Here is a 13,755-nt window from a genome sequence, read left to right as displayed (position 1 = left end):
AATCTGTACGCGGCGCTGCTGTGGACCACCGCCGGCTCGGTGATCGGCGCGCTGGCGCTGTACGGGGTGGGGGGCCGCCCGCCGCCGTTCGTCTGTTTATCCTGATCGGCATGCTGACCCTCACACAGGATCTCTTCGACCGGATCGTGGCGCACGCCCGCGCCGACCACCCCGACGAGGCATGCGGCATGGTCGCGGGCCCCGAGGGCAGCGGCCGTCCCGAGCGCTTCATCCCCATGCTCAACGCCGCCCGCTCTCCCACGTTTTACGAGTTCGACTCGGCGGACCTGCTCAGGCTCTACCGCGAGCTGGACGACAACGACGAAGAGCCGGTCATCATCTACCACTCGCACACCGCGACCGAGGCCTACCCCTCCCGCACGGACATCACCTACGCCAACGAGCCCGGAGCGCACTACGTCCTGGTCTCCACGGCCGACACCGACGCCGCGGGACCCTTCCAGTTCCGCTCCTTCCGCATCGTCGACGGAGAGGTCACCGAAGAGGACATCAAGGTGGTGGATGCATACTGATCCCTGGCCGGAGCTCCACTCCGGCCGTGACTGAAAAGGGGCGGTGGGACCCAGGAAGCCGGTGCGAGTCCGGCGCGGTCCCGCCACTGTGACCAGGCCACGGCCTGGCAGCCAGGAACTGACCCGCCGCCCTTCTCCCATCACCCAGGGGACGTGGAAATCCCCGGAGGAGGCCGTACCCCGTCATGTCCAGGCGCCGTTCCGCACCCCTGACCGCCCTGCTCACCGCCGCCCTGCTGCTGCCGCTCGCCGCCTGCGGCGCGGGCGGCGATTCCCCGGCCGCCGGCGACGGCGAGGAGAAGGCGGCCCGGCCGGGCTCCTCCTTCCCGTACACCGTCGACAACTGCGGGGTGCGGACCACCTTCGAGCAGGCGCCCCGCCGGGTCGTCACCATGAACCAGCACGTCACCGAGATCATGCTGGAACTCGGCCTGGAGAAGTCGCTCGTCGGCACCGCCTACCTCGACGACAAGGTGCTGCCGGAGTACGCGAAGGCGTACGGCGCGATACCCGTGCTCGCCAAGGAGTACCCCTCCAAGGAGAAGCTCCTCGCCGCCAACCCCGACTTCGTCTACGGCGGGTACGCCAGCGCCTTCGAGTCCAAGGACGGCCGCACCCGCGAAGAGCTGAGGAAGTCCGGCATCGAGTCCCGGCTCAACCTGGAGTACTGCACCAAGGGCCGGACCTCCATGGACGACGTCTACCGCGAGATCGATGAGATCGGCCGCACCTTCGGCGTCGGCGAGCGCGCCGGGCAGTGGGTGGCCGGCGCGCGCGCCACCGTGAAGAGGACCGAGAAGGAGCTGAAGGGGAGCGAGCCGCTGCCCGTCTTCGTCTACGACAGCGGCGACAAGACCGCGTTCACGGTGGGCGGCAAGGGCATCGGCAACGAGCTCATCAACCGGGCCGGCGGCCGGAATGTCTTCGCCGACATCGACAAGTCCTTCGGCGACGCCACCTGGGAGCAGGTCGTGGCCCGCAAGCCCGAGGTCATCGTCATCCTCGACTACGGCGCCACCGGCGTCGAGCAGAAGAAGCAGCGCCTGCTCAAGGACCCCGCCCTGCGCGATGTGCCGGCGGTGCGGAACAAGAAGTTCGCGGTGCTGCCGCTCTCCGACGCGGTCCTCGGGGTGCGCGCGCCCGACGCCATCGCCAAGCTGGCCCCGCAGCTCGCCCGGTGACCTCCTCCGTGGAACCCGGCACGCGGCGCACCGGGCCCCGGCCGGAAGGCCGGCGGCCCGGCGCGCCGGTCCCTCCGCCCTCGCCGGTGCCTCCGCCCTCGCCGGTGCCTCCGCCCTCGCCGGTGCCTCCGCCCGCGCTCACGGCAGCCGCCCCGCCCGGGCCGCCCGCGCCCGGCGGGGACCCGGCGCCCGGGTCGTCCCCTCTCGCCGGGCGGCTGCGGTACGGAGCCGTCATCGCGGGGCTGCTCGTCGCCCTGGCCGCCGCGGTGATCGCGGGCCTGGGCATCGGCTCCGTCGCCATCCCGCCCGCGCGGGTCGTCGAGGCCCTGCTCCCCGGCGCCGCCCCCAGCCCCTTCCGCACCATCGTCATCGACGTGCGGCTGCCGCGCGTGCTGCTCGGCATCACCGTCGGCGCCGGGCTCGCCGTCTGCGGGACCGTGCTCCAGGCGCTGGTGCGCAACCGGCTCGCCGATCCCTTCCTCCTCGGGATCTCCTCCGGCGCGTCCACCGGTGCCGTCGTCGTCCTCACCCTCGGCATCGGCGCCACCACCGCCGTCGCCATGCCCGCGGGCGCCTTCGCCGGCGCGCTCGGCGCGCTGATCCTGGTCTACGGCCTCGCCCGCCGCGGCGGCACCATGACCGGCGCCCGGTTGGTGCTGGCCGGTGTCACCGTCTCGTACATCCTCACCGCCCTCACCACCCTGGTCCTGGTCGCCTCCGCCCGCCCCGAGCACTTCCGCGAGGCCCTGTACTGGTCGCTCGGCGGCCTCGGCAGCGCCCGCTGGGAGAGCGTCTGGCTGCCGGGGGCGGTGCTCTGTCTCGCGCTCCCGCTGCTGTTCTCGCTGGCCAGGCCGCTGGATCTGCTGCTGGTGGGAGAGGAGAGCGCCACCGTTCTCGGACTGGACGTCTCCCGCTTCCGGGCCGCCGTCTTCATCCTGGTCTCCCTGGTGACCGCCGTCCTGGTCTCCGCGAGCGGCGCGGTGGGCTTCATCGGGCTGATGGTGCCGCACGCCGCCCGGCTGCTGGTCGGCGCCACCCACCGGGCGCTCCTCCCGGTCGCCGCGCTCGGCGGCGCGGTCGCCCTGGTCGTCGCCGACCTCGCCGCCCGCACCGTCGCCTCCCCGCAGGACATCCCGGTCGGAGTGCTCACCGCCCTCATCGGCGGCCCGCTCTTCCTCTGGCTGATGGGCTCCCGCACCGACCGGGGAGCCGCCCTGTGACCGCCGCGCCGCCGACCACCGCGCCGGAGAGCCCCCACCCGGAATCACACCCGGAATCGCACCGGACACCGGGAGCCCCTCTGTGAGCGCCGACCTCACCCTGACCGGAGTCACCTACGAGACCGGGGGCCGCACCCTGCTCCGGGGTGTCGACCTCACCGCCCGCCCCGGCGAGACCGTCGGCCTGGTCGGGCCGAACGGCAGCGGCAAGACCACCCTGCTGCGGTGTGTGTACGGAGCGCTGACCCCGGCCGCCGGGCGCATCCTGCTCGACGGGGACGATCTGACCGCGCTCGGCCCCAAGGCGCGCGCCCGGCGGGTGGCGAGCGTGCCCCAGGACAGCCCGGGGGAGTTCGAGCTGACCGTCCGCGAGATCGTCACCATGGGCCGTGCCCCGCACAAACGTTTCTGGGAACCCGACACCTCCGCCGACACCGACGCGGTCGACGACGCCCTGGCCCGGCTCTCCATGACCGGCCTCGCCCACCGGGCCTTCCCCTCCCTCTCCGGCGGGGAGCGCCAGCGCGCCCTGGTCGCGCGGGCCCTGGTCCAGCGGCCCGCGCTGCTGATCCTGGACGAGCCCACCAACCATCTCGACATCCGCCACCAGCTGGAGATCCTCGGCCTCATCCGCACCCTGGGCACCACCAGCCTGCTGGCGCTGCACGACCTCAACCTCGCCGCGCACTACTGCGACCGGCTCCATGTGCTGCTCGACGGAGAGCTGGTCGTTTCCGGCACCCCGAAGGAGGTGCTGACCGCCGAACTCCTCGCCGACGTCTATCAGGTCCGCGCCGAGATCGCGGTCCACCCGGTGACCGGAGCCCCCTCCATCACCTACGTCCCGCCCGCATGGTGAGCGGACTCCGTCCGCGATGCGAGATCACATTCCAGAACCCGGACCGGGAATCGATACGATGACCGCATGGTTCTCCACGACATGAGCGACAAGACGCCAGGCGGCACCGTGCTGCTCGTCGCGCGGCTCCATGTCGACCTCTGCCGCCTCGCCAGCGCGATGTGTCCCTGAGCTCCCCCGAGCAGGGAAAGCTCACCCGACGTACCCGCCCCACCGCGCGGGGGCCACGCAGCCGCGCAGACAGACCGTCAGAGTCCGCCGAGCCTCTCGACTGCCGCCCTTACGCCCTCAAGTGCTTCCGACTGGAGTCCACGCCATGGCCATCGACGTCCGCATTCCGACCATCCTCCGCACCTACACCGGCGGCGAAAAGGCCGTCCAGGGCAGCGGCGAGACCATCGCCGACCTCCTCACCGACCTGGAGACCCGGCACAGCGGCATCCGGGAGCGCATCGTGGACGGGGACCAGCTCCGCCGCTTCGTGAACGTCTACCTCAACGACGAGGACGTCCGCTTCCTGGACGGCATCGCCACCAAGCTCAGCGACGGCGACACCATCACCATCCTTCCGGCGGTCGCCGGCGGAATGTACTGATCCGATGCGTTACGACTCCCCGCTCGCGGCCGTCGGCAACACCCCGCTGGTCCGCCTCCCCCGGCTCTCCCCCTCGGACGACGTCCGCATCTGGGCCAAGCTGGAGGACCGCAACCCCACCGGCTCGGTCAAGGACCGCCCGGCGCTCCATATGATCGAACAGGCGGAGAAGGACGGCCGGCTCACCCCTGGCTGCACCATCCTGGAGCCGACCTCCGGCAACACCGGCATCTCCCTGGCGATGGCGGCCCGGCTCAAGGGCTACCGCATGGTGTGCGTGATGCCGGAGAACACCAGCGAGGAGCGCAGGCAGCTACTGGCGATGTGGGGCGCGCGGATCATCCCCTCCCCGGCCGCGGGCGGCTCCAACACCGCCGTCCGCGTCGCCAAGGAACTCGCCGCCGAGAACCCGTCCTGGGTGATGCTCTACCAGTACGGCAACCCCGACAACGCGGGTGCCCACTACGCCACCACCGGCCCGGAGATCCTCGCCGACCTGCCCTCCGTCACCCATTTCGTGGCCGGCCTCGGCACCACCGGCACCCTCATGGGCGTCGGCCGCTTCCTGCGGGAGCACGTCCCGGACATCGCCGTCGTCGCCGCCGAGCCGCGCTACGACGACCTGGTCTACGGACTGCGGAACCTGGACGAGGGCTTCGTGCCCGAGCTGTACGACGCGTCGGTGCTGACCACCCGCTTCTCGGTGGGCTCGGCCGACGCGGTGCGCCGCACCCGGGAGCTGCTCCAGGAGGAGGGCATCTTCGCCGGGGTCTCCACCGGCGCCGCCCTGCACGCGGCCATCGGCGTCGGCCAGAAGGCGGTCAGGGCCGGACAGGACGCGGACATCGTCTTCCTGGTCGCCGACGGAGGGTGGAAGTACCTCTCCACCGGCGTCTACACCGCGCCCACGACGGAAGAGGCCATCGAGCTGCTCCAGGGCCAGCTCTGGGCCTGACCGCCCGACCACGCACAAGGAGCCGGGGGCTCCGGGGGCCCGGCCCCCGGGGCCCCTCTTCCGTGCCCCGGGCCCCCGCGCCGGCGGCCCCGTTCCGCCGCCGCTTCCGTCCCCGCTTCCGCCGCCCCCCGAACGCTCCCCCCGCGCGCCCTCCGAATCGGTGACAGCGCAGGTGAGTTCGCCCACAACGCCCCTCCCCGAAGGAGCGGCACTCCCTTTTGCGCTTTACGCTCAACGGACCGCACGACCCAGACCCACCCCCAGCCCTCCTCCCCGTCAACGGAGGTCCAAGCTCCATGAAGCTCACCGTCGTCGGCTGCTCGGGGTCGTTCCCGTCCGCGGAATCGGCCTGTTCGAGCTACCTCGTAGAGGCCGACGGCTTCCGGCTGCTCCTCGACATGGGCAATGGAGCCCTCGGCGAGCTGCAGCGTCACATCGGTCTGTACGACCTCGATGCCATCTTCCTCAGCCACCTCCACGCCGACCACTGCATCGACATGTGCGGGTACTTCGTCGCCCGCTACTACCGCCACGACGGCGGACGCTGCGACGCCATCCCGGTCTACGGCCCCGAGGGCACGGAACAGCGCCTCACCACCGCCTACGCCGACACCCCCTCGCCCTCCTCCATGCGCGAGGTCTTCGACTTCCACACCCTCAAGCCCGGCAGCTTCGACATCGGCCCGTTCTCCGTCCGCACGGAGCGCGTGGCCCACCCCGTCGAGGCGTACGGCATCCGGCTGGAGCACGGCGGCCGGACGCTGGCGTACTCCGGGGACACCGGGGTCTGCGAGCCGCTGCACGAGCTGGCCGACGGCGCGGACCTCTTTCTGTGCGAGGCGTCCTTCACCTACGGCAAGGAGGATGTCCCCGGTCTTCACCTCAATGGCCGAGAGGCCGGCGCCCACGCCGCGCGGGCCCGCGCGGGCCGGCTGGTGCTGACGCATGTCCCGCCGTGGACCGACGGGCAGCGGAACCTCGCGGACGCCCGCGCCGTCTACCGGGGGCCCGCCGAGCTGGCCACCGCGGGCACGGTCTACACCGTTTAGCGGCGGCGGCCCGCACCGTCCACGGACGGCGGCGCCCCGGCTCCGCGGTGGTGTCCGCGGAACCGGGGCGCCCTCGTCGTACGGGGGAGGGGGGCTACTTCCCCTCGGCCTTCAGCAGCTCGGCCAGCTCCTCGTCCGACTCGCGGCCCGGTGTCGGCAGATTGAACCGGGTGATCGCGAACCGGAAGACCACGTAGTACACGGCCGCGAAGCAGAGCCCCACCAGCGCCAGCCCCCACGGGTTGGACGCGATCCCCAGGTTCAGCAGGAAGTCCACCGCTCCGGCCGAGAAGCCGAAGCCGTCCTTCATGCCGAGTGCCCAGGTCAGCGCCAGGGAGACACCGGTGAGCACCGCGTGGATCGCGTACAGCACCGGTGCGATGAACATAAAGGTGAACTCGATCGGCTCGGTCACTCCGGTGACGAACGAGGTCAGCGCGAGCGAGAGCATCATCCCGCCGACGACCTTGCGGCGCTCCGGGCGGGCGCAGTGCACGATCGCCAGACAGGCGGCGGGCAGCGCGAACATCATGATCGGGAAGAAGCCGGTCATGAACTGTCCGGCGGTCGGGTCGCCGGCGAGGAAGCGCGCGATGTCGCCGTTCTTGCCCTCGTACGAACCGGCCTGGAACCAGGGGAACGAGTTCAGCAGATGGTGCATGCCGACCGGGATCAGCGCCCGGTTGGCGACGCCGAAGATACCCGCGCCCACCGCGCCGGAGCCGACCAGCCACTCCCCGAAGTTGTGCAGCCCGGTGCCGAGGACGGGCCAGATGAAGCCGAAGAGTATGCCGATGAGGAGACCCGCGAAGGCGGAGAGGATCGGGACGAGCCGCCGGCCGCCGAAGAAGCCGGCCCAGTCGGGCAGCTTGGTGCGGTAGAAGCGCTGGTAGAGCAGGGCGACCACCAGGCCCATCACCACACCGCCGAGGACCTTGGCGTCCACCGGGGCTTCCTGCATCACGATCTTGCCGTCGACGACCTCGGCGACCTTCGGGAGGTTCTTGTCCGTGAAGGTGGCCAGCACGTTCTTGAAGACCAGATATCCGGTGACGGCGGCCAGCGCCGTCGAGCCGTCCGACTTCTTCGCGAAGCCGATCGCGATGCCGACGGCGAAGAGCAGCGGCATATTGTCGAGCAGCGCATTGCCGCCCGCGTGCATGTATCCGGCGAACGAGGTCACGAAGTCCGGGAAGGAATCCCGGCCCAGCATGTCGTCATTGCCGAGGCGGACCAGGAGCGCCGCGGCGGGCAGCACCGCCACCGGCAGCATCAGGCTGCGGCCGATGCGCTGCATGACAGCCATCGCAGCCGCGCCTCTCTTCTTCTGAGCCGCGGGGGCGGCGCCGGCCGTGGTCATGGGCGTGTCCTTTGTGCTCAGGGGGCCGTGGCACGCCCCCGCGTGGTCTACACCACTCAGTGGTGTAGACCTTTGTAACACGTGAGGGTTGGATAAGGAACCTGCGAAAAGGGGTCGATTAATCAGGACCCCTGCGAATTGATCGGTACGTCACCGGGCACCCGGAATCCCGCAGGCCCCGCCGGCCCCGTCAAGGCGCCGCGCGAAAGGGGTCCGGCGGGACCCGGTCGCGGTCCCGCCGAACCCCTTCGGCCGTACAACACCCCCGCCGGAGCGGCTACTTCACATTGTCGCGCTCCAGCTGCTCCCCGATGTCCTCGGGCTCCCGCCCCGGCACCGGAAGATCGAATTTGGTGATCGCGAATCGGAAGAGCACGTAATACACCACCGCGAAACCGAGTCCGATGGGAATGATCAGCCACGGCTTGGTCGCCAGACTCCAGTTGATCACATAGTCGATCAGCCCGGCGGAGAAACTGAATCCGTCCTTGACGCCGAGAGCCCAGGTCACCGCCATGGAAACACCGGTGAGCACCGCGTGGATCGCGTACAGCGCCGGGGCGACGAAGAGGAATGAGTACTCGATCGGCTCGGTGATACCCGTCACAAAGGAGGTGAGTCCGACCGAGAGCATCAGCCCGCCCACCTCCTTGCGGCGGTGCGGATGCGCGCAGTGGGTGATCGCCAGCGCCGCCGCCGGCAGCGCGAACATCATGATCGGGAAGAAACCGGTGGTGAACTGGCCCGCGTTCGGGTCGCCCGCCAGGAACATCGTGATGTCGCCGTGCACCACCGTGCCGTCCGGCTCGGTGTAGCTGCCGAGCTGGAACCAGATCGGCACATTCAGGAACTGGTGCAGCCCGATGACCAGCAGCGCCCGGTTGGTGACCCCGAAGATCCCCGAACCCCACGCGCCCAGGCTCACCAGCCAGTCGCTGAAGCTCTCCAGCGCGCTCCCGATCGGCGGCCAGACCCACAGGCAGAGCGCGGCGAAGACGATCGCCACAAAGGACATGATGATCGGGACGAGCCGGCGGCCGTTGAAGAAGCCCAGCCAGTCCACCAGCCTCGTCCGGTGGTAGCGCTGCCAGAAGTACGCCGCCAGCAGCCCCATCACGATGCCGCCGAAGACACCGGGGTTCTGATAGGTGAAGGGGGTGACGGTGCCGTCCGCGCCCTGGCAGCCGGCGACCACCACCTGGCCCCCGACCTCGCAGTCCTTGGGGAACTGGAGCAGCACGTTGTAGTAGACGAGGAAGCCCGCGACCGCCGCCAGCGCGGTCGAGCCGTCCGACTTCTTCGCCATCCCGATCGCGACGCCGACACAGAAGAGCAGCGGCAGCCCGATATTGGCGTCCAGCAGCGCCCCGCCCGCGCCCGCCATCACCTTGGCGACGTCGTTCCAGCCCAGGCCGTCCGTGCCGAAGACATCGTCCTGGCCGAGCCGGTTGAGGATGCCCGCCGCCGGCAGGACGGCGATGGGGAGCTGAAGGCTGCGCCCCATCTTCTGCAAGCCCTGGAAGAGCCTGCTCCACACGGACGGCTGCGGTGCGGTGGCGCTCCCTGCGCTCATCGGCATCCTCCCGAAAGGGCCTGGTTTGGCAGTCCTTGCGAACTGGTGTAGACCAGTTGTGGTACGCCGCCGGGTGCGGGCGCCGGTGATCGTCATCATTCGGTACGCGGCGGTTACCCGCCCGTGAAGATGGGCCAACCGTGCGTTACCGTGGCAAACCGGACCGCTGGTGGGCCGAAGCAGCGCGAAGCGCCCGGTGCGGGCGCCGCTTGACACGCAGGGAGAAGAGCATGGCCAGCAAGGCAGAGAAGATCGTCGCCGGGCTCGGCGGAGTCGACAACATCGAGGAGATCGAGGGCTGCATCACCCGGCTCCGCACCGAAGTCGCCGACCCCGGCCTCGTCGACGAGGCCGCGCTCAAGGCCGCGGGCGCCCATGGAGTCGTCAAGATGGGCACCGCGATCCAGGTCGTCATCGGCACCGACGCCGACCCCATCGCCGCCGAGATCGAGGACATGATGTGACCGGCGGCCGCTGACCCGCGGAAGGGCCCCGCTCCACGGCGAGCGGGGCCCTTCCTTACAGCCGATAGGCTCAACGCCATGTCTCGAATCGACGGCCGCACCCCCGAACAGCTCCGCCCGGTCACCATCCAGCGCGGATGGAGCAAGCACGCCGAGGGCTCCGTCCTCATCTCCTTCGGCGACACCAAGGTCTTCTGCACCGCCTCCGTCACCGAGGGCGTGCCCCGCTGGCGCAAGGGCAGCGGGGAGGGGTGGGTCACCGCCGAGTACTCGATGCTGCCGCGCTCCACCAACACCCGCGGCGACCGCGAATCCGTGCGCGGCCGGATCGGCGGACGCACCCATGAGATCAGCCGTCTCATCGGCCGCTCCCTGCGCGCCGTCGTCGACTTCAAGGCCCTCGGCGAGAACACCATCGTCCTCGACTGCGATGTGCTCCAGGCCGACGGAGGCACCCGCACCGCCGCGATCACCGGCGCCTATGTCGCCCTCGCCGACGCCGTGACCTGGGCCCAGGGCCGCAAGCTGGTCCGCGCCGGACGCAAGCCGCTGACCGGGACCGTCGCCGCCGTCTCCGTCGGCATCGTGGACGGCGCCCCGCTCCTCGACCTCTGCTACGAGGAGGATGTGCGCGCCGACACCGACATGAACGTCGTCTGCACCGGCGACGGCCGCTTCGTCGAGGTCCAGGGCACCGCCGAGGCCGAGCCCTTCGACCGCGCGGAGCTCAACGCCCTGCTCGACCTCGCCGCCGGCGGCTGCGCCGACCTCGCCGCGCTCCAGCGCGACGCCCTCGCCGGCACCGGGGAAGCCGGCTGACCACCCCGCCGGGTAAAGCCGGGTAAAGAAGCAACCAAGAACGCCCCTATGGGCGTCGTTAGTGGCACGGGCACACGGGCTCAACCGTGTGCCCGGCCAGATCGTCCGGGAGGGACACGTTCCATGGCCGCGCGCCGCCGTATCGCACTCACTCTTGTCACCGCAGCTCTCGTCCTGCCGGCCGCAGTCGGCTGTGGCGCCATCGACAAGGCTCTGGACTGCGTCGACACGGCAAAGGCCGTGACCAGCAGCGTCGAGAAGCTCACCCAGGCCGTGGGAAGCGCGGCCGAGGACCCGACCCAGGCCCGCGAAGCCCTCGACTCCATCGACAAGGAGCTGTCGGAGCTGAGCGACAAGTCCGACAACGCCGATGTGAAGAAGGCCGCCGACGACCTCAACACCGCTGTCGACAACGTCCGCAAGTCGATCGAGGGCGGCGACGCCACCCCCGACATCAGCCCGGTCACCGACGCGGCCTCCGAGATGACCAAGGTCTGCAGCCCCTGACGACCGCCGGCGGGCGGGCGTCGGACCCGGTCTCCGGCCGGCCCCGACGCCCGCCCGTCCGTACGTCCGCCCACCGACCCGGGCCCCGGATCCCCGCCGATCCGCGGGCCCGGATAATCGGCGTATGACACGCATCGTCCTCGCCACCCGCAACCCCGGGAAGATCACCGAACTGCGGGCCATCCTCGCGGACGCCGGTCTGCCGTACGAACTCGTCGGCACCGACGCCTATCCCGAGGTCCCCGACGTCAGGGAGACCGGCGTCACCTTCGCCGAGAACGCCCTCCTCAAGGCCCACGCCCTGGCCCGCGCCACCGGACTGCCCGCCGTCGCCGACGACTCCGGCCTCTGTGTGGACGTCCTCGGCGGCGCCCCCGGAATCTTCTCCGCCCGCTGGGCGGGCACCCACGGCGACGACACCGCGAACCTGGATCTCCTCCTCGCCCAGCTCTCCGACATCGCCCCGCCCCACCGCGCCGCCCACTTCGCCTGCGCGGCGGCCCTGGCCCTCCCCGACGGCACCGAACGCGTCACCGAGGGACGGATGCCCGGAACCCTGCGCACCGCCCCCGCCGGCGCGGGCGGCTTCGGCTACGACCCGATCCTCCAGCCCGACGGCGGGACCCGCACGGCGGCGGAGCTGACCCCGGACGAGAAGAACGCGATCAGCCACCGCGGCAAGGCCTTCCGCGCCCTGGTCCCGGTGATCGCGGAGCTGCTGGGCTGACCCTCCGGCTGGGCTGACCTTCCGGGGGCGGGACAGACCGAAGGCCCGGCTCCCGGAGAGCGGGGGTCGGGCCTTCGATTCACCGGTGCGTGCGGCCGATGGGATTCGAACCCACATGGACTTGCGTCCAAAGGCACCTAAAACCTTCGCTTATACCAGTTCAGCAACGGCCGCCGGCCGCCTGCCATGTTAGCGGGCGGGCGGCAGCGGTGGGCAGGGGGGAGGCCGCTCCACGTGCGGCGATTTCCCCCCGGAGCCAGGTGCCGGTGACCGCCCGGCAGCCGGGGCGGCCCTCCCGGACCCCCCGGCCCCCCGGCCCCCGGCCCCCGGGCCCCTCAGATCCCCAGATCCTTGATGATCTTGGCGACATGCCCGGTGGCCTTCACGTTGTAGAACGCGTGCTCCACCCGGCCCTCCTCGTCCACGACCACCGTGGAGCGGATCACCCCGGTCACGGTCTTCCCGTACAGCTTCTTCTCGCCGAACGCGCCGTACGCGGCCAGCGTCTCCTTCGACGGGTCGCCGACCAGGGTCACCTTCAGCGCCTCCTTCTCGCGGAACTTCGCGAGCTTCTCCGGCTTGTCCGGGGAGACGCCGATGACGTCGTAGCCCGCGTCCGCCAGCAGTTCCAGATTGTCCGTGAAGTCGCAGGCCTGCTTGGTGCAGCCGGGGGTGAGGGCGGCGGGGTAGAAGTAGACGATGACCTTCCGGCCCCGGTGGGACGCGAGTGAGACCTCGTTGCCGTCCGCGTCGGGCAGGGTGAAGGCGGGGGCGGTGTCGCCGGGCTGGAGTCGCTCGCTCATGGTTCTCCTCGTCGGACCGGGCCGCGCACGGCGGCGGATGCCGCGCCGTGCGGGTGTACGCGGGTGTACGGCGTCGAGCGTAATAGGGGTGCCGTGGGGTGTGGGCGCGGCTGAGCTGACAGACTGTCGATGGCATAGGTAACGGATCACGACCACGGAGGCAGCGCGGTGTCGGACGCGAGGACCCCTGCGCAGATCGAGGCGGACATCGTCCGCCGGCGCGAGCAGCTTGCCGGGACGCTCGATGAGATCGGGGTGCGGGTGCACCCGAGCACCGTCATCGGCGACGCCAGGGCGAAGGTCAGCGAGAAGGTGGACCGCACCACCGGGCGCGCCTTCGCGGTGCTGAACCGCACGGTCTCGGACGTGCGCTCGAAGTTCGTCTCCGAGGACGGCGCGCCCCGGCTGGAGCGGGTGGTCCCGGTGGCGCTGCTGGTCGTGGGGGTGGTGGGGCTGCTCGCCGTCTCCTCCCGCAAGGACCGGAGGTGAGCGGGGCCCGCGTTGCCGGCGGCCGTGCGGGCACCGCGGCCCCGTGGGGCGGGTAGGTTCGGAGCGTGAGCGCCAACAGTCATGAACACAGCACCCAGGAGCACGGCTCCCAGCACGACAAGCTCCCCATCCGGATGCTGCACGACCGGGTGCTGGTGCGGACCGACATCCCGGAGGGGGAGCGGCGTTCCAGCGGGGGCATCGTGATCCCCGCGACCGCCGCCGTCGGCCGCCGGCTCGCCTGGGCCGGGGTGGTGGCGGTGGGACAGAGCGTGCGGACCGTGGAGCCGGGCGACCGGGTGCTGTACGACCCCGAGGACCGTGCCGAGGTGGAGGTGCGGGGGGTCGCGTACGTCCTGATGCGGGAGCGCGATCTGCACGCCGTCGCGGCCGACCGCTTCCAGGGCTCCGAGGACTCCACCGGCCTCTACCTCTAGGGAGTTTCCCTCGGGTCGGGTCGGGCCGGGCCGGATCGGTGAGCGGGGTCCGGTGCCGGGGCTCGCGAGCCCCGGCACGATCCGAAAGAGACGCCCCGGGGCTCGGTCTCCCGGAGCTTCCTGAGAAAGGTGTCGGCGCCCGGGATCGGCACACCTTCGTGGATCAGGACACCGTCCATGTCGG

At 71.0% G+C, this 13,755-nt stretch carries 17 protein-coding genes, 1 tRNA gene, 1 pseudogene and 1 riboswitch; of the genes and pseudogenes, 14 read left to right on the top strand and 5 right to left on the bottom strand.

The window, feature by feature from the left end:
• The first annotated feature begins 110 nt into the window (after nt 1–110).
• From ABT122_RS31555 to ABT122_RS31520, 8 genes are all read left to right on the top strand, one after another.
• Nucleotides 111–533: a M67 family metallopeptidase gene (locus tag ABT122_RS31555; RefSeq protein ID WP_351559247.1), complete on the top strand. Its 423-nt coding sequence runs from the start codon at nt 111–113 to the stop codon at nt 531–533.
• Between the two features lie 28 nt (nt 534–561).
• Nucleotides 562–674, top strand: a riboswitch (cobalamin riboswitch).
• A gap of 44 nt (nt 675–718) precedes the next feature.
• A complete protein-coding gene (locus ABT122_RS31550; protein ID WP_351559245.1) occupies nt 719–1,714 on the top strand; it encodes an ABC transporter substrate-binding protein in 996 nt (331 codons plus the stop codon).
• A 215-nt stretch (nt 1,715–1,929) separates the two neighbouring features.
• Nucleotides 1,930–2,934, top strand: coding sequence for a FecCD family ABC transporter permease (locus ABT122_RS31545; RefSeq protein WP_351559249.1), 1,005 nt, complete (start codon nt 1,930–1,932; stop codon nt 2,932–2,934).
• An 82-nt stretch (nt 2,935–3,016) separates the two neighbouring features.
• A complete protein-coding gene (locus tag ABT122_RS31540; protein ID WP_351559243.1) occupies nt 3,017–3,793 on the top strand; it encodes an ABC transporter ATP-binding protein in 777 nt (258 codons plus the stop codon).
• 66 nt (nt 3,794–3,859) lie between these two features.
• The gene (locus ABT122_RS31535) at nt 3,860–3,964 is read left to right on the top strand and encodes a putative leader peptide (RefSeq protein WP_351559241.1); all 105 of its coding nucleotides are present in this window, start codon (nt 3,860–3,862) and stop codon (nt 3,962–3,964) included.
• A gap of 145 nt (nt 3,965–4,109) precedes the next feature.
• Entirely contained in the window at nt 4,110–4,388 is a 279-nt protein-coding gene (locus ABT122_RS31530; protein WP_351559239.1) for a MoaD family protein, read from the top strand.
• Between the two features lie 4 nt (nt 4,389–4,392).
• Nucleotides 4,393–5,343 (top strand): PLP-dependent cysteine synthase family protein, encoded by a 951-nt coding sequence (locus ABT122_RS31525; protein WP_351559237.1) that lies wholly within the window; start codon nt 4,393–4,395, stop codon nt 5,341–5,343.
• A 296-nt stretch (nt 5,344–5,639) separates the two neighbouring features.
• The gene (locus ABT122_RS31520; RefSeq protein ID WP_351559235.1) at nt 5,640–6,392 is read left to right on the top strand and encodes an MBL fold metallo-hydrolase; all 753 of its coding nucleotides are present in this window, start codon (nt 5,640–5,642) and stop codon (nt 6,390–6,392) included.
• Between the two features lie 94 nt (nt 6,393–6,486).
• On the opposite strand, the gene ABT122_RS31515 is transcribed toward ABT122_RS31520, so the two are convergent.
• Together ABT122_RS31515 and ABT122_RS31510 are read right to left on the bottom strand one after the other, a co-directional pair.
• Nucleotides 6,487–7,752, bottom strand: coding sequence for a PTS transporter subunit EIIC (locus ABT122_RS31515; protein WP_351559233.1), 1,266 nt, complete (start codon nt 7,750–7,752; stop codon nt 6,487–6,489).
• A 277-nt stretch (nt 7,753–8,029) separates the two neighbouring features.
• The gene (locus tag ABT122_RS31510) at nt 8,030–9,325 is read right to left on the bottom strand and encodes a PTS transporter subunit EIIC (RefSeq protein WP_351559231.1); all 1,296 of its coding nucleotides are present in this window, start codon (nt 9,323–9,325) and stop codon (nt 8,030–8,032) included.
• A gap of 230 nt (nt 9,326–9,555) precedes the next feature.
• Here ABT122_RS31510 and ABT122_RS31505 point away from each other — a divergent pair, with 230 nt between their 5' ends.
• The 4 genes from ABT122_RS31505 (at nt 9,556) to rdgB (ending at nt 11,842) form a co-directional block, all read left to right on the top strand.
• The gene (locus ABT122_RS31505; protein WP_351559229.1) at nt 9,556–9,789 is read left to right on the top strand and encodes a PTS sugar transporter subunit IIB; all 234 of its coding nucleotides are present in this window, start codon (nt 9,556–9,558) and stop codon (nt 9,787–9,789) included.
• Between the two features lie 78 nt (nt 9,790–9,867).
• On the top strand, nt 9,868–10,608 hold the full coding sequence (gene rph / locus ABT122_RS31500) for a ribonuclease PH (protein ID WP_351559227.1): 741 nt from the start codon (nt 9,868–9,870) through the stop codon (nt 10,606–10,608).
• Between the two features lie 123 nt (nt 10,609–10,731).
• A complete protein-coding gene (locus ABT122_RS31495; RefSeq protein ID WP_351559225.1) occupies nt 10,732–11,115 on the top strand; it encodes a DUF8711 family protein in 384 nt (127 codons plus the stop codon).
• Nucleotides 11,116–11,239: 124 nt separating this feature from the next.
• Entirely contained in the window at nt 11,240–11,842 is a 603-nt protein-coding gene (rdgB, locus tag ABT122_RS31490) for an RdgB/HAM1 family non-canonical purine NTP pyrophosphatase (protein WP_351559223.1), read from the top strand.
• Between the two features lie 90 nt (nt 11,843–11,932).
• On the opposite strand, the gene ABT122_RS31485 is transcribed toward rdgB, so the two are convergent.
• A tRNA-Leu gene (locus tag ABT122_RS31485) sits at nt 11,933–12,016 on the bottom strand.
• Nucleotides 12,017–12,177: 161 nt separating this feature from the next.
• Nucleotides 12,178–12,645: a thioredoxin-dependent thiol peroxidase gene (gene bcp / locus ABT122_RS31480; RefSeq protein WP_351559221.1), complete on the bottom strand. Its 468-nt coding sequence runs from the start codon at nt 12,643–12,645 to the stop codon at nt 12,178–12,180.
• A gap of 168 nt (nt 12,646–12,813) precedes the next feature.
• On the opposite strand from bcp, the gene ABT122_RS31475 reads away from it, so the two are divergent.
• Both ABT122_RS31475 and ABT122_RS31470 read left to right on the top strand, forming a co-directional pair.
• Nucleotides 12,814–13,134, top strand: coding sequence for a DUF3618 domain-containing protein (locus tag ABT122_RS31475; RefSeq protein ID WP_351559219.1), 321 nt, complete (start codon nt 12,814–12,816; stop codon nt 13,132–13,134).
• A gap of 65 nt (nt 13,135–13,199) precedes the next feature.
• Nucleotides 13,200–13,571: a GroES family chaperonin gene (locus ABT122_RS31470; protein ID WP_351559217.1), complete on the top strand. Its 372-nt coding sequence runs from the start codon at nt 13,200–13,202 to the stop codon at nt 13,569–13,571.
• A gap of 104 nt (nt 13,572–13,675) precedes the next feature.
• Here the strand turns inward: ABT122_RS31470 and ABT122_RS31465 are convergent.
• A pseudogene (locus ABT122_RS31465) lies at nt 13,676–13,755 on the bottom strand (TIGR01457 family HAD-type hydrolase); the annotation flags it as partial.

The organism is Streptomyces sp. NPDC001985, assembly GCF_040296845.1.
GTDB lineage: Bacteria > Actinomycetota > Actinomycetes > Streptomycetales > Streptomycetaceae > Streptomyces.
Note: the sequence above shows the minus strand (reverse complement) of the source record. Positions and strands in the feature narration are given on the sequence as shown.

What these genes read in the sequence shown, in the direction of transcription:
- ABT122_RS31555 (WP_351559247.1), top strand. Translation starts at nt 111, where the DNA reads ATGCTGACCCTCACACAGGATCTCTTCGACCGGATCGTGGCGCACGCC.
- ABT122_RS31550 (WP_351559245.1), top strand. Translation starts at nt 719, where the DNA reads ATGTCCAGGCGCCGTTCCGCACCCCTGACCGCCCTGCTCACCGCCGCC.
- ABT122_RS31535 (WP_351559241.1), top strand. Translation starts at nt 3,860, where the DNA reads ATGGTTCTCCACGACATGAGCGACAAGACGCCAGGCGGCACCGTGCTG.
- ABT122_RS31530 (WP_351559239.1), top strand. Translation starts at nt 4,110, where the DNA reads ATGGCCATCGACGTCCGCATTCCGACCATCCTCCGCACCTACACCGGC.
- ABT122_RS31525 (WP_351559237.1), top strand. Translation starts at nt 4,393, where the DNA reads ATGCGTTACGACTCCCCGCTCGCGGCCGTCGGCAACACCCCGCTGGTC.
- ABT122_RS31520 (WP_351559235.1), top strand. Translation starts at nt 5,640, where the DNA reads ATGAAGCTCACCGTCGTCGGCTGCTCGGGGTCGTTCCCGTCCGCGGAA.
- ABT122_RS31515 (WP_351559233.1), bottom strand. Translation starts at nt 7,752, where the DNA reads ATGACCACGGCCGGCGCCGCCCCCGCGGCTCAGAAGAAGAGAGGCGCG.
- ABT122_RS31510 (WP_351559231.1), bottom strand. Translation starts at nt 9,325, where the DNA reads ATGAGCGCAGGGAGCGCCACCGCACCGCAGCCGTCCGTGTGGAGCAGG.
- ABT122_RS31505 (WP_351559229.1), top strand. Translation starts at nt 9,556, where the DNA reads ATGGCCAGCAAGGCAGAGAAGATCGTCGCCGGGCTCGGCGGAGTCGAC.
- rph (WP_351559227.1), top strand. Translation starts at nt 9,868, where the DNA reads ATGTCTCGAATCGACGGCCGCACCCCCGAACAGCTCCGCCCGGTCACC.
- ABT122_RS31495 (WP_351559225.1), top strand. Translation starts at nt 10,732, where the DNA reads ATGGCCGCGCGCCGCCGTATCGCACTCACTCTTGTCACCGCAGCTCTC.
- rdgB (WP_351559223.1), top strand. Translation starts at nt 11,240, where the DNA reads ATGACACGCATCGTCCTCGCCACCCGCAACCCCGGGAAGATCACCGAA.
- bcp (WP_351559221.1), bottom strand. Translation starts at nt 12,645, where the DNA reads ATGAGCGAGCGACTCCAGCCCGGCGACACCGCCCCCGCCTTCACCCTG.